The 14160-nt window shown below is 63.6% G+C and carries 11 protein-coding genes; 6 read left to right on the forward strand and 5 right to left on the reverse strand.

What is annotated here, in order from left to right; genetic code table 11:
- Nucleotides 1–144 precede the first annotated feature (144 nt).
- Complete coding sequence (locus AC1DXU_RS00165) at nucleotides 145–1587, forward strand: MFS transporter (protein ID WP_477362799.1); 1443 nt, start codon at nucleotides 145–147, stop codon at nucleotides 1585–1587.
- A gap of 20 nt (nucleotides 1588–1607) precedes the next feature.
- On the opposite strand, the gene AC1DXU_RS00170 is transcribed toward AC1DXU_RS00165, so the two are convergent.
- Complete coding sequence (locus tag AC1DXU_RS00170; protein WP_477362802.1) at nucleotides 1608–2312, reverse strand: nitroreductase; 705 nt, start codon at nucleotides 2310–2312, stop codon at nucleotides 1608–1610.
- Nucleotides 2313–2599: 287 nt separating this feature from the next.
- Here AC1DXU_RS00170 and AC1DXU_RS00175 point away from each other — a divergent pair, with 287 nt between their 5' ends.
- The 5 genes from AC1DXU_RS00175 to AC1DXU_RS00195 are packed head-to-tail and all read left to right on the forward strand — an operon-like array spanning nucleotide 2600 to nucleotide 10133.
- On the forward strand, nucleotides 2600–3142 hold the full coding sequence (locus tag AC1DXU_RS00175; RefSeq protein ID WP_477365895.1) for a helix-turn-helix domain-containing protein: 543 nt from the start codon (nucleotides 2600–2602) through the stop codon (nucleotides 3140–3142).
- A gap of 16 nt (nucleotides 3143–3158) precedes the next feature.
- A complete protein-coding gene (locus tag AC1DXU_RS00180; protein ID WP_477362805.1) occupies nucleotides 3159–5612 on the forward strand; it encodes a GcvT family protein in 2454 nt (817 codons plus the stop codon).
- Entirely contained in the window at nucleotides 5609–6508 is a 900-nt protein-coding gene (locus tag AC1DXU_RS00185) for a homocysteine S-methyltransferase family protein (RefSeq protein ID WP_477362808.1), read from the forward strand. Before AC1DXU_RS00180 ends, AC1DXU_RS00185 begins: the two co-directional genes overlap by 4 nt.
- Nucleotides 6508–7689, forward strand: coding sequence for a pyridoxal phosphate-dependent aminotransferase (locus tag AC1DXU_RS00190; protein WP_477362811.1), 1182 nt, complete (start codon nucleotides 6508–6510; stop codon nucleotides 7687–7689). The genes AC1DXU_RS00185 and AC1DXU_RS00190 overlap by 1 nt, the downstream gene beginning before the upstream one ends.
- The gene (locus AC1DXU_RS00195) at nucleotides 7686–10133 is read left to right on the forward strand and encodes a GcvT family protein (RefSeq protein WP_477362814.1); all 2448 of its coding nucleotides are present in this window, start codon (nucleotides 7686–7688) and stop codon (nucleotides 10131–10133) included. The genes AC1DXU_RS00190 and AC1DXU_RS00195 overlap by 4 nt, the downstream gene beginning before the upstream one ends.
- Before the next feature lie 148 nt (nucleotides 10134–10281).
- Here the strand turns inward: AC1DXU_RS00195 and AC1DXU_RS00200 are convergent, their stop codons facing one another.
- From AC1DXU_RS00200 to AC1DXU_RS00215, 4 genes are read right to left on the reverse strand one after another with little or no spacing between them, the layout of a single operon-like run.
- On the reverse strand, nucleotides 10282–10869 hold the full coding sequence (locus tag AC1DXU_RS00200; RefSeq protein ID WP_477362817.1) for an NAD(P)H-dependent oxidoreductase: 588 nt from the start codon (nucleotides 10867–10869) through the stop codon (nucleotides 10282–10284).
- Complete coding sequence (locus AC1DXU_RS00205) at nucleotides 10869–11450, reverse strand: NAD(P)H-dependent oxidoreductase (RefSeq protein WP_477362820.1); 582 nt, start codon at nucleotides 11448–11450, stop codon at nucleotides 10869–10871. Before AC1DXU_RS00205 ends, AC1DXU_RS00200 begins: the two co-directional genes overlap by 1 nt.
- Nucleotides 11450–12847, reverse strand: a complete 1398-nt coding sequence (locus AC1DXU_RS00210; protein WP_477365898.1) for an FAD-binding oxidoreductase — start codon at nucleotides 12845–12847, stop codon at nucleotides 11450–11452. Before AC1DXU_RS00210 ends, AC1DXU_RS00205 begins: the two co-directional genes overlap by 1 nt.
- On the reverse strand, nucleotides 12847–14160 hold the full coding sequence (locus AC1DXU_RS00215) for a cytosine deaminase (protein ID WP_477362823.1): 1314 nt from the start codon (nucleotides 14158–14160) through the stop codon (nucleotides 12847–12849). The genes AC1DXU_RS00210 and AC1DXU_RS00215 overlap by 1 nt, the downstream gene beginning before the upstream one ends.

A 14160-nucleotide genomic window follows, 5' to 3' on the forward strand; every position in this document is an offset into this window, starting at 1 on the left:
CGATTGGTCCTTGAATCTGCCTGGCACTACGGACCGCCTCATCTGTCGCTTGAGCCTTGGGCCAGCACGGACAATAGATAAGGAATCACGGGCTCTTGCCATAGCGACCGCCCGTCCAGGCAACCAGCACGACCGTATCCTTCCATGACCGCAGAGACTTCGGCGACGGCCCCAACGCGCTTCGGCACGGCGGGCGAGGTGTCGCTGCTGTTGCCGCTCACAGTCGCTTGCGGTGTGTTCATGACCAGCCTCGACCAGAATGTCGTGGTCACAGCGCTCCCCGGCATTGGCGAAAGCCTCGCCCGCCCGCCCAGCCAGCTTGGCCTGCTGATCACCGTCTATGTCGCCAGCCTGATCATCTCGATGCCGGTCGGCGGCTGGGCCGCTGATCGTTTCGGCCTGCGCAACGTCTACTGCTTTGCCTTGCTCGTCTTCGCCGTGGCCTCGGCTTTGTGTGGCCTGTCTGAAGACATCTGGATGCTGGTCGGTTCGCGCGCGCTGCAAGGCTTCGGCGGCGCGCTGATGGGCACGCTCGGCCAGGTCGTGATCCTGCAGAGCTTTCCGCGCAGCCGCACTTTGAAGATCAACATGTACATCTCGCTGGCCGGCCAGTCCGGGCCCTTGGTCGGTCCGCTCGTCGGCGGCGCGCTGACCACCTACATCTCGTGGCGCTGGATCTTCTTCATCAACGTGCCGTTCGCGCTCATTGCCGCATTGCTTGCCGCCTCGCTGTTTCCCTCGGCAACCAAGGCGGTTCGCACACCCTTCGATTTTCCGGGCTTTGCCCTTGTCGGCAGCGGTATGGCGCTGCTCGTCTTCGGCATGGACTCGCTTGCCGCGAAGGATGCGGGTGGCGGCCTGATCGCCGCTGAACTCGGTTCGGCCATCGCCATCCTCGCCGTCGCCTCCTTCTATTGCTTGCGTGCCCGCAATCCGCTGCTCGATCTGAAGCTCCTGCGCATCCGCACCTTTCGCGTCAGTTTCCTGACCGGCGGCGGATTGGATACGATCGGCCTCAGCTCTGTCGTCTTCCTGCTGCCGCTGATGTTCCAGCTTGGCTTCGGCATGAGTGCGGTGCAGGCGGGATCGCTGACTTTCGTCGCGGCGGTCGGCTCGTTGCTGACGCGCCTCGTCATGCCGCGGGTTCTCAACCGCTTCGGCTTCCGTCGCGTGCTGGTGATCAACACGCCTGTTGTGGCTTGCCTGGTCGCCGGCTTTGCCCTGATGCAGGCTACCACGCCGGTCTGGATCGTGCTCGCCTATATCTTCATCTTCGGCGTCTTCCGCTCGGCGCAGTGGGCCTCTACCGGCAACCTGTCCTATTCGGACATTGCGCCCGAGCAACTCGCCCGCTTCAGCGCGCTCTATTACATTTTGTGGCAGCTGGCGGTGGCGATCAGCGTCGGCCTGGCGGCGGCACTGCTGTCGCTCCTGACTGGCGGCGGCCATGCCAGCGTCAACGATTTCCGCATCCTGTTCGTCATCGAAGGCGTCATCACGCTGTGCGCGCTGTTTGCCTATCTCAGGCTGACGCCGCAGGACGGCGCCCATATCAGCGGTCATGGATCGCAGGTGAGTTTAGACTAGCCAAGCCGAACCGCGGTGGCCTACTCGCTGAACGTCACCCACTCTTCCAGCGGCACGCGGTCGGTGCGAAAATCGTTTTCGGGCTTGGACGTGTCCTCATAGCCGAGCGCCATGCCGCAGACGACGATCTCCTCGTCGGGGATGTTGAGCACCGGCCTGATCTGCCGGTGATAGGGCGCAAAGGCCGCCTGCGGGCAAGTGTGCAGACCCCTGCCTCGCGCCGCCACCATGATGTTTTGCAGGAACATGCCGTAGTCGATCCACGAGCCCTGGTTCAGCCGCCGGTCGATGGTGAAGATCATGCCGATCGGCGCATCGAAGAAGACGAAGTTGCGGTCGTGCTGGGCGCGCATCTTGTCGACCTCGCGGCGGCCGATGCCGAGCGCGCCATAGAGTCCAAAACCATTGGCGCGCCGGCGGGTGAGATAGGGCTCGAAGAACTGGGTCGGGTAATAGCGATACTCGTCCCAATCGGCCTTCTCGGCGCGGATGCCGGAATTGAGGATGGCATCTGATATCTGCTGCTTGATATCGCCCTTGGTGACATAGACCCGCCAGGGCTGCATGTTGGTGCCCGAAGGCGCGCGTGCGGCGACGGCCAGAATGGCGCGGATCGTCTCGTCGTCGACCATGTCGGGCAGGAAGGCGCGCACCGAACGGCGCGACATGATCGCCTCGTCGACGATCGCCGCATCGTCAGCAATCCTTGTGTCATTCTCCAGCATGGGCCGTCCCTTTGCGCAGGTGCCCCGAAAACCGAACCGGCCTCCGGAAAAAGATCATGCGCAGATTCCAAACATTGGCCGCCGACCGGACGACCCCACACTCGCCGTTCGTGGGCCGAGCCTTTGCATGAACCGCCAAAATCGCGCAAGCAAATCTTGTGGCCCCATGAAAATCCTCTTGATTTTTTCACGAGCGTGCTTTCTCATGAAATTCACCTCGGAATTTTCACCAAGTGAGCGTTTTGACCCTAGCGACCGCCAGAACATTGCAGGGACCTGACGAGCGCCTGCTGGCGAGCGATATTCGAGCGCTGCGCAAGGCGCGCGGGCTGACGCTGGCCGAGATCGGGCTCAAGCTTGGCCGCTCCGTCGGCTGGGTCAGCCAGGTCGAGCGCGGCCTGTCGATCCCTTCGCTCGGCGATCTCAGGGCCTTCGCCGACCTGTTCGGCGTGCCGCTCAGCCTGTTCTTCAGCCACGACGTGCCGGTCGAGAAGGAGCGCGGCGTTGTCGTGCGCGCCGGCAGCCGGCGCACGCTTGGCACAAGCGAATCCGGCCTGGTGGAGGAGCTTCTGTCGCCCGATCTCGGCGGTAGTTTCGAGATGGTGCGCTCGATCTTCGCACCAGGCGCGGAACTCGAGACCCAGCAGCTACGGCCGACCGAGGAGGCCGGCTATGTCGCATCGGGCACTTTCGAGATCGAGATAGCAGGCGTCTGGCACCGGCTTGTCGAAGGCGACTCCTTTCGGTTCGAGCGCAAGCCGTATCGCTGGCGCAATCCCGGCACCGAGCCGGCAGTGATCATCTGGGTGGTTTCGCCGCCTGTCTATTGAACGAGGGGTTTTAGATATGGCCGGTTTGCCGACCACGGCACGCGTGGTGATCATCGGAGGCGGTGTCGTCGGCACCTCCTCGCTCTACCACCTTTGCAAGGCGGGCTGGACCGACTGCGTGCTGCTCGAAAAGAACGAGCTGACCTCGGGCTCGACCTGGCATGCCGCTGGCAATGTGCCGACCTTCTCCTCGTCCTGGTCGCTGATGAACATGCAGCGCTATTCGACCGAGCTCTATCGCGGCCTGGCCGACGCGGTCGACTATCCCATGAACTACCACGTCACCGGCTCGCTCAGGCTGGCGCATACGACCGAGCGCATGCAGGAGTTCCAGCGCGCCAAGGGCATGGGCCGCTACCAGGGCATGGACATCGATGTCGTCGGGCTCGACGAGATCAAGCGCCGCTACCCCTTTCTCGAAACGCATGAATTGAAGGGTGCGCTCTACGATCCCAGTGACGGTGACATCGACCCGGCACAGCTGACCCAGGCGCTGGCCAAGGGCGCGCGCGACCTGGGCGCGAAAATCATCCGCTTTTGTCCGGTGTCAGGCGTGCGCCGCGAGAACAATGAATGGGTGGTCGAAACAGCGCAAGGCGAGATCCGCTGCGAAATCGTCGTCAACGCCGCCGGCTATCGCGCCGCGGAAGTTGGCAGGATGTTCGGCCGCGACGTGCCGATGATGGTGATGAGCCATCAGTATATCCTGTTCGAGGAAATCCCCGAGCTGGCGGCATGGTCGAAGGAGCAAGGCAAGAAACTGCCGCTGCTGCGCGACGTCGACACCTCCTACTATCTGCGCCAGGAAAAGAACGGCATGAATCTTGGCCCCTACGAGCGCAATTGCCGTGCGCACTGGGTTGGCCACAACGACCCGATGCCCGACGATTTCTCGTTCCAGCTTTTTCCTGACGATCTCGACCGTCTCGAGCATTATCTCGCCGACGCCGTTGCCCGCGTGCCGATCCTCGGCACCGCCGGCCTGTCGAAAGTCATCAACGGCCCGATCCCCTACACGCCGGACGGCAACCCGCTGATCGGGCCGATGCCTGGCGTTCCCAATGCCTTCGAGGCCTGCGTTTTCACCTTCGGCATCGCCCAGGGCGGCGGCGCCGGCAAGGTGCTGGCCGAATGGGTGACGCAAGGCCGGACGGAATGGGACATGTGGTCCTGCGATCCGCGCCGCTTCACCTCATTTGCCGCGGCCCCTGACTATTGCGTCGCCAAGGGCATGGAGATCTACGGCAACGAATACGCCATCCAGTTCCCGCGCCATGCCTGGCCCGCGGGGCGCGACCGCAAACTGTCGCCGATCCACGATCGCATCAAGGCACTCGGCGGCCGCTTCGACGCCTACAATGGCTGGGAGCGCGCCACCTGGTACGCGCAAGACGGCGACGATATCTCCGAGGAAGCGACACTGACCTTCCGCCGCGACGGACCGTGGCAGCATCGCGTGCGCGAAGAGTGCCTGGCGGTGCGCGACGCCGCCGGCATTTTGGACCTGCCCGGATTCTCGCGCTTCAATCTCGACGGTCCCGGCGCTGCCGACTGGCTGAGCCAACAGGTGACCGGTCTGGTGCCGAAGCCGGGCCGCATCGGCCTTATCTACTTTGCCGATGACAAGGGCCGCATCGTCACCGAAATGTCTGTCGTTCGCCACGACGAAAACCTGATGACGCTGATCACCGCCGCAGTGGCGCAGTGGCACGATTTCGAATGGCTGAAATCGCGCATGCCCAGGGATGCTTCATTCAAGCTGATCGACCGCACGGAAGAGTTCTCCACGCAGATCCTCGCCGGCCCCAACTCGCGAAAAATCCTCGCCGATGTCTGCGCCGCCGACCTCACCTTGCCCTGGCTGACGCATCAGGAAACGACAATCGCCGGCCGCTGGGCAAAGCTGGTGCGCGTCTCCTTCGCCGGCGAACTCGGCTGGGAAATCCACACCAGGGTGGACGACACGTCAGTCGTCTTCGACGCTGTTTGGGCCGCAGGTCAGAAGCATGGGCTAAAACCGTTCGGCATGTACGCGCTGGATTCGCTGCGGCTCGAGAAGGGTTACCGCACCTGGAAGGGCGATCTTTCGACCGACTATTCGATCCTGCAGGGCGGGCTCGAGCGCTTCGTCAAATGGGAAAAGGCCGATTTCCCAGGTAAGGCAGCGCTGCTGAGCGAGAAACAGCAAGGCGTGAAGAAGCGCTTCGTCACGCTGGTCGTCGAAAACCCGGGCGATTGCGACGCGCCATCCGTCTCGACGCTGTGGCATGACGGCAAGATCGTCGGCGAAACAACGTCAGGCGGCTGGGGTCATCGCATCGAAAAATCGATCGCGCTCGGCATGCTGCGCGCCGATCTGGCTGAGCCGGGAACAGCCATCGAGATCGAAATCTTCGGCGACCGCTTCAAAGCGATCGTGCAGAAGGACGAACCGCTATGGGATCCAAAAAACGAAAGATTGAGAGCATGAAAAAAGTCATCCTCACCGATGGCGGCATGGGCCAGGAGCTGGTGCGCCGCAGCAGTTCCGAACCGACGCCGCTATGGTCGGCCAGGGTGCTGATCGACGAGCCGGATCTGGTGCGCGACCTGCATGCCGAATTCATTCGCGCCGGCGCCCGCGTCATCACCATCAACACCTATTCGGCCACACCCGAACGTCTGGCACGCGAGGGGGCGGAAGACCTGTTCAAGCCATTGCAGAAGCGCGGCATCGAATTGGCAAGACAAGCCCGCGACGAGGCCGGCGAAACAGCGATCGCCGGCTGCCTGTCGCCGCTCTTCGGCAGCTATGCGCCGGCACTGACCATCTCCTATGAGGAGACGCTGGATATCTACCGCCGCATCGTCGCCGAGCAGGCCGACGGCGTCGACCTGTTCCTGTGCGAGACCATGGCCTCGGCCGAGGAAGGCCGCGCCGCCGTCACTGCTGCAGCCGAAATCGGCAAGCCTGTCTGGGTGTCGTGGACGCTTGCCGATCACGGCACGCCGCGCCTGCGCAGCGGCGAGACAATAGCGGCAGCGGCGAGCGCGCTCGATGGCCTGGCGGTCGCCGCCAGACTGGTCAATTGCTGCCGGCCGGAAGCGATCGCCGCAGCCCTGCCCGAACTGATCGATCTCGGCGGCCCGGTCGGCGCCTATGCCAACGGCTTCACCTCCACCGAAGCGCTCAAACATGGCGGCACCGTCGATGTGTTGCACGCCCGCCACGACCTTGGCCCGGATGCCTATGCCGACCAGGCGCTCGGTTGGGTCAGCGCCGGCGCCGGCATTGTCGGCGGCTGCTGCGAAGTCGGACCCGCCCATATTGCCGCCCTGCGCGACCGGCTCGAACTGGCCGGCTACGAAATCTCGGGAGTATCCTGATGCCCAGACCCTCATCGCGCATTTCCGGCATCGTGCCTTCGGGCAAGGACGGCTGGGAGGTCCATACCGCCGCCTGGGCCCGCAAGGCTGCCGGCGAGGACATCATCATGCTGTCGGTTGGCGACCATGATTTCGATACGCCGACGCAAACCATCGAAGCCTGCGTGACGGCGGTTCGCGCCAGCAATCACCACTACACGCCGCTTCCCGGCATTCCGCGCCTGCGCAAGGCCATGGCTGCAGCCTCGACCGCTTGCACCGGCATCGCGACCAGTTCCGACCAGGTCATCGGCACGCCAGGTGGGCAGGCAGCGCTCTACGCGGCGGTGCAGGCCGTTCTCGACCAGGGCGATCATGCCATCGTCGTCGCGCCCTACTATGCCACTTACCCCAACACCTTCAGCGCGGCGGGTGCGGAATTCACCGTGGTCGAGACACCGGCCGAGGACGGCTTCCAGCCGCGAGCCGCCGACATCCGCGCAGCGCTTCGGCCCAACACCCGCGCCATCCTCATCAACACGCCGAACAATCCGACGGGTGCTGTCTATTCGCGCCAGCATCTGGAAGAGCTGGCGCAAATCTGCCGCGAGCATGACCTCTGGCTGCTGTCGGACGAGGTCTACTGGACGTTGGGCGGCGGCGAGCATATCTCGCCGCGCTCGTTGCCCGGCATGGCGGAGCGCACGTTGGTCATCAATTCGATGTCGAAGAGCCATGGCATGACCGGCTGGCGCATGGGCTGGCTGACCGGGCCGGCAGAGATGATCCTGCTGCTGACCAACCTCAATCTGGTGACGACCTATGGCCTGCCGGCCTTCATCAGCCTTGCCTGCGCCGAGGCGCTCGAAAACGGCTATGGCGTCAAGGAGATTGCCGAACGCTATGCCGGAAGGCGCACAATCCTGCTCGACGCGGTGCGCGGCATGAACAATGTCAGCGTGCGCGGCTCGGAAGGCGGCATGTATGTCATGCTCGACATATCTGATGTCGAACCCGACGACGAGAAATTCGCCTGGGCTTTCCTCGACGCGGAAAAGGTCGGCGTCATGCCCGGCTCCAGCTTCGGCGAGGCCGCTGCCGGCCACATCCGCATCAGCCTCTGCCAGCCTGAGCCTGTCTTGCAGGAAGCAGCCCTTCGCTTGCGCCGCTTTGCCTCCAGCTACCGCCGCGAGGCGGCATGACCGCCAAACCCATCCCGACCAAGGCGAGAGCCGTCATCATCGGCGGCGGGGTCTCCGGCTGCTCGGTCGCCTACCATCTGGCCAAGCTCGGCTGGGACATCGTCCTGCTCGAGCGCAAGCAACTGACATCGGGCACGACCTGGCACGCCGCCGGCCTGATCGGCCAGTTGCGCGGCTCGCAGAACATGACCCGGCTGGCGAAATATTCGGCCGACCTTTACGTCAAACTGGAAGCCGAAACCGAAGTCGGCACCGGCATGCGCCAGGTCGGTTCGATCACCGTGGCGCTGACCGAAGAACGCAAGCACGAGATTTATCGGCAGGCGTCTCTCGCCCGCGCCTTCGATGTCGACGTGCGCGAGATTTCGCCCAACGAAGTCAAAGAGATGTATCCGCATCTCAACATTTCGGATGTCGTCGGCGCCGTTCATCTGCCGCTCGACGGTCAGTGCGACCCCGCCAACATCGCCATGGCGCTGGCCAAGGGCGCGCGCCAGCGCGGCGCCACCATCGTCGAGAACGTCAAGGTCACCAAGGTCCACACGAAAGCAGGCCGCGTCACTGGCGTTTCCTGGGCGCAAGGCGACGAGCAAGGCACGATCGAGGCCGACATCGTCGTCAACTGCGCCGGCATGTGGGCGCGCGAACTGGGCGCCCAGAATGGCGTCACCATTCCGCTGCACGCCTGCGAGCATTTTTATCTCGTCACCGAGCCGATACCCGGTCTCACCCGCCTGCCGGTGCTGCGCGTTCCCGACGAATGCGCCTACTATAAGGAAGACGCCGGCAAGATGATGCTCGGCGCTTTCGAGCCGGTGGCAAAACCCTGGGGCATGGACGGCATCCGCGAGGATTTCTGCTTCGACCAGTTGCCCGAAGACATGGAGCATTTCGAGCCGATCCTCGAAATGGGCGTCAACCGCATGCCGATGCTGGCCACGGCCGGCATCCACACCTTCTTCAACGGTCCCGAGAGTTTTACCCCCGATGACCGCTACTATCTCGGTGAGGCGCCGGAGCTGTCAGGCTACTGGATGGCGACAGGCTACAATTCGATCGGCATCGTCTCTTCCGGCGGCGCCGGCATGGCGCTGGCGCAATGGATCAATGACGGCGAAGCGCCCTTCGACCTGTGGGAAGTCGACATCCGCCGCGCCCAGCCGTTCCAGAAGAACTGCCGCTATCTGAAGGAGCGCGTCTCCGAAACGCTCGGTCTGCTCTACGCCGACCATTTCCCCTATCGCCAGATGGCGACGTCGCGCAATGTCAGGCGTTCGCCGCTGCACGAACATCTGAAGGCGCGCGGCGCCGTGTTCGGCGAAGTCGCCGGCTGGGAGCGCGCCAACTGGTTCGCGCGTGAGGGCCAGGAGCGCGAATATCGCTATTCCTGGAAGCGCCAAAACTGGTTCGACAACCAGCGCGAGGAGCATCTGGCGGTCAGGAACGGTGTCGGCCTGTTCGACATGACCTCGTTCGGCAAGATCCGTGTCGAGGGTCGCGACGCCTGCGCCTTCCTGCAAAAGCTCTGCGCCAACGACATGGATGTGGCGCCAGGCAAGATTGTCTACACGCAAATGCTCAACAAGCGCGGCGGCATCGAGAGCGACCTCACCGTGTCCAGGCTCTCGGAAACCGCTTATTTCCTCGTCGTGCCAGGTGCCACGCTGCAGCGCGACCTCGCCTGGTTGAGAAAACATCTCGCTGACGAATTCGTCGTCATCACCGATGTCACTGCGGCCGAAAGCGTGCTCTGCCTGATGGGTCCGGACGCGCGGAAATTGATTCAGAAGGTGAGCCCGAACGATTTCTCCAACGAAACCAATCCGTTCGGGACGTTTCAAGAGATAGAAATCGGCATGGGCCTCGCCCGCGCCCACCGCGTAACCTATGTCGGCGAACTCGGCTGGGAGCTTTATGTCTCGACCGACCAGGCAGCCCATGTCTTCGACACCATCGACGAGGCGGGTGCGGATGTCGGCCTGAAACTCTGCGGCCTGCACACGCTGGACAGCTGCCGCATCGAAAAGGCCTTTCGCCATTTCGGCCACGACATCACCGACGAGGACCATGTGCTGGAGGCCGGCCTCGGCTTTGCGGTGAAGACCGCCAAGGGCGACTTCATCGGCCGCGATGCCGTGCTGAAGAAGAAGGAAACCGGGTTGAACAGGCGGCTGGTGCAGTTCCGCCTGAAAGACCCGCAGCCCCTGCTCTTCCACAATGAGGCGATCCTGCGCGACGGCAAGATCGTCGGCCCGATCACCTCAGGCAATTACGGCCATCATCTCGGCGGCGCCGTCGGGCTCGGCTACGTCTCGTGCAAGGGTGAGAGCGAGGCGGATGTGCTGGGATCGTCCTACGAGATCGAGATCGCCGGCGAACGGTTTGCGGCGGAAGCGTCGCTGAAGCCGATGTATGATCCGAAGGCGGAACGGACGAAGATGTAGCGCCCTCTTGCCTTCTCCCCGTTCACGGGGAGAAGGTGGCCCGAAGGGTCGGATGAGGGGCGGCGCCAGCCTCTGCAATGTTCGCGCTGCCCCTCATCTGCCTGCCGGCATCTTCTCCCAGTAGAACGGAGAGAAGGACGCTAATCCCTCAAAACCTTTCCAGCTTCGCCCGCACTTTCGCCAGAAACGCCGCCCTCGTCCGCGGCGTCGAGGCATCCATCAGATAATGCGCCAGGAAGAACGTCCGGCAGCGGCGAGCACACAGCGCGCGCATGCCGCGCAGCAAGGTCTTGCGGCCGGGCTGGCCGACGACGACACTCCACCAGGTCGGTGCGCCGCAGGTGGTGATGACGCCGACCTTGGTCACATGCGTCATCAGCGACTTGATCCGCCCCTTGCCCGCCGGCAGCTTGAAGGCGACATCCGTCGCCCACACCCGGTCGAGCCAGCCCTTCAGCATCGCCGGCAGCCCGTACCACCATGTCGGATAGACGAAGAGGATCGCCTGCGCCCAGGCGAGATGCTCGAAATGCGGCTTCAGCGCCGGATCCTCAGGGGCGCGGTCATTGTAGAAGCGCCGCTCATCGCAGCCCATGACCGGATTGAAGTTTTCCGCATAGAGGTCGAGCAGCCGTACCTCACAGCCTCTTCGCGTCAGCACTTCGATGGCGCTGTCGCGGATCGACGCGCAAAAGCTCTCCGGCACAGGATGGCAATAGACCACCAGCACCCGCATCAGAACGCATCCATCCTGGCTGCGACCTTGGCCATGAAGGCCTTGCGCGTGTCATCGGTCGACAGGTTCATCGAGTAATGCGCGAGATAGGACACGGAGGCACCGGGCTTGATGGTGGCGCGCAGCATGCGGTTGACCAGCTTGCGTGGCGGATCGCCCATCAGCATGGCACGGAAGCGGCTGCCGCCATAGGTGGTGACCGCGGCCAGCTTGCGAATGTTGTGCAGCGACGGCTGCACCTTGCCGTCGACCAGCCTGAACGACACGCCGGGCAGAAAGACGCGGTCGAGAAAGCCTTTCAGCATGGCCGGAAAACCGAAATTCCACACCGGGTATGACAGCACCAGCGCCTCGGCCTGCAGCAAGCGCTCGACATAGGGCGCTGCCGGATCACCGGTGCCGCGCTCGTTGTGATAGCCGAGCCGCTCGGTGCGCGTCAGCCGCGGATCGAAGCCCTCGGCGTAGAGATCGCAATCGTCGACCGCATGGCCGGCCGCCGTCAGTCGCTCGACGATCATCCGGTGCAGACCGGCATTGAAGCTGGTCTCGACCGGATGGGCATAGAGGACGAGGATGTTCATCAGCTCGCCTTTTGCAAACCCTTGAACAGGAACGACTTGCCCGAGCGGTAGTCGTAGTCAGGATTTTCCCAGGCTATCATCTTGCCGGGATTGAGCAGCCCTTGCGGATCGGTCTCGCGCTTGAAGGCAAGCTGCACCGCGTCGGTCTGCTTCATGCCGCCCTCCTCCAGCGTGTAGCGGTGCGGGTTGAAGATCCAGCAACCATTGTCCTCGTGGATGCGGATGATCTCGTCGAGCCGCTCCGCCGTGGTGAAGCGCACCAGCGGCAGTCCGGCGGCGCCGATCGCACCGTCGAAGCGGATGAATTCGAGATGCGCCGGCACTTCGTCGCCAAAGCGCTCGACCATCGCCTTGACGTGGGCGAGATGATCCGGCGACGGGTAGCGCGTCTGCAGATAAGTGATCGAGGGATCGACCCGGATGGCGCGCAGCGTCGTGTGGTTCCAGGTCAGTTCAAAGGCCGGCGGCAGGCCCTTGAGATCGGCCTCCTTGTCGGCGCGAAAGACGATCTGGCCCTTGCTGTGCGCTGTCAAGGCGACAAAGGCGTCCATCGCGTGCGGCGCGATCATGCACACGACAATGCTCTGCTCGCGCCGGAAGAATTTCTGATGCCGCTTGAAATAATCGTAGGGGATGGGCGCCGCGATCGGCGTGATCAGCTTCGCCAATATGCCGTCCTGGATGGCGAGGTCGTTGCCGAAGCCGGCGGCGTCCATGAAATCGTCGAAGCCGACGATGACGTCGATCCAGTCATAGCTGGCGGCCAGCGGCATCTCGACTTCGGTGATGATGCCATTGGTGCCATAGGCGTGCATGACCTTGAGCACGTCCTCGCCGGTCAGGTCCATGATACGGGGTTCCGCCTCCATGGTCACGGTCCGTAGCCGGATGACATTGCCGAGATCGCGCAAGCCACCCCAGCGGATCGAGCCAATGCCACCAGAGCCGCCGGCGACGAAACCGCCGATCGAGGCCGTGTTGTAGGTCGATGGCGACATACGGAGTTCCTGGCCCGAATGTGCCCGCGTCGCCTTGTCGATGTCGGCGAGAACCGCACCCGGGCCGGTGACGACCCGGCCGGGCGCGATGGCCTTGACCGCGTTCATTTCGGCAAGATTGAGCACCACGCCGCCAGACAAAGGCATGGCTTGCCCGTAATTGCCGGTGCCGCTGCCGCGCGGCGTCACCGGAATGCCATGCCTGTGGCAAGCCGCGAGCACACGGATGACTTCGTCCTCGCTCTTCGGCGTCACGATCAGGTCGCCGGTGACATGGTCGAGCTGCTGTTTCAGCACCGGGCTGTACCAGTAGAAGTCACGGCTTTTCTGCTGGACGATCGCCGGATGGTCGTCGAGCTTCAGACCTTCGAGGTCACGCTTGAGTGCCGAAACATCCATCATGTCACCATCAAATCGTCGAGTTCGGCATAGTCGGGCAGCCTACGATCGATCGCGCGCCCCCCGCGCACGACGATGCGATCCGATTCGGGCCGCGACAGCAATTCCGTCCAGCTCCGTCCCCTAAAGACGACGAAATCGGCGGCACCGCCAGAAGCAAGCGTACCGAAGCCGTCGAGCCGCATCACCTTGGCCGGCGTCGCCGTCACCGCTTGCGGCCAGTCGGCGACCGGATGATCGAAATGCAGGATGCGCGTTGCCATGCGGTAGACCTCCAGCATGTCGAGATCGCCATAGGCGTAGAACGGATCACGCGTGTTGTCCGAGGCAACCGCAACCGCAATACCCCTCGCCTTCATCTCATGCAGCAGCGTCACGCCGCGCCAACGCGGCGTGGTGTTGTCGGCCCGCCGGTCCTGCAGATAGAGATTGCACATCGGCAGCGAGACCACGGCAAGCCCCGCCTTCGCCACCTTGTCCAGCGTGTCGAGCACATCGAGGTCGGGCTGGCGCGCCAGCGAGCAGCAATGCCCCACCAGGATTTTGCCCTCAAAGCCGTTCCACAGCGCCGCCTCGGCAATCTTCTTCAGCGAGATCGCCGCGACATCGTCGGTCTCGTCGGCATGGAAATCGAGGTCGAGCCCGTGCTTGATCGCCTCGGAAAACACCTTGTCGAGCAGCTCCTCAAGGTCGGGCACCATATAGGTGACGACGCCGAGCACGCCCTTGGCCGCGGCGACCCGCTTGGCCAGTCTTTCGAACCACTTTTTCTCGCGCACGCCTTCGATACCGAGCAGGCAGGCGGCCTGCAACTCGATGCGACCGCGCCATTTCTCGCGCATGGTCTCGAACACCGGCCAGGATATCTCTTCCTGCGGCGGCACGCTGTCGAGATGGGTGCGCAACGCCTTGGTGCCGTGCGCGTAGGCGCAGCGCAGCGAAAAATCCATGCGGCGGGCAACATCCCAGGCGCTCCAGCGCGCCGCCCGATCGGCACCGGTGGCGTTCAGCGCGCCCATGAAAGTGCCGTCGGGATTGGGTTTTCGCGGCCAGATATGGCCCTTGTCGATATGGGTGTGGCAATCGACGAAGGACGGCAGGATGATGCGGCCACCAAGGTCAACGCCTGCCGGTGCCTTCGCTCGTCCATGCGCGACGATGCTGGAAATCTTGCCGTCGGCGACGGCGATATCGGCCAGCGCAAATCCATCGGCGTCGAAGGCGGCGGCAAGTCCGGGCGTCAGCGATGCATGAAGCCGGACGTTGGTGAGGACATAGGAACTGTCCTCGGGAATGCTGATGGCTTCCGGCAC

The sequence above is a fragment of the Mesorhizobium sp. P3_A10 genome, from assembly GCF_056403175.1.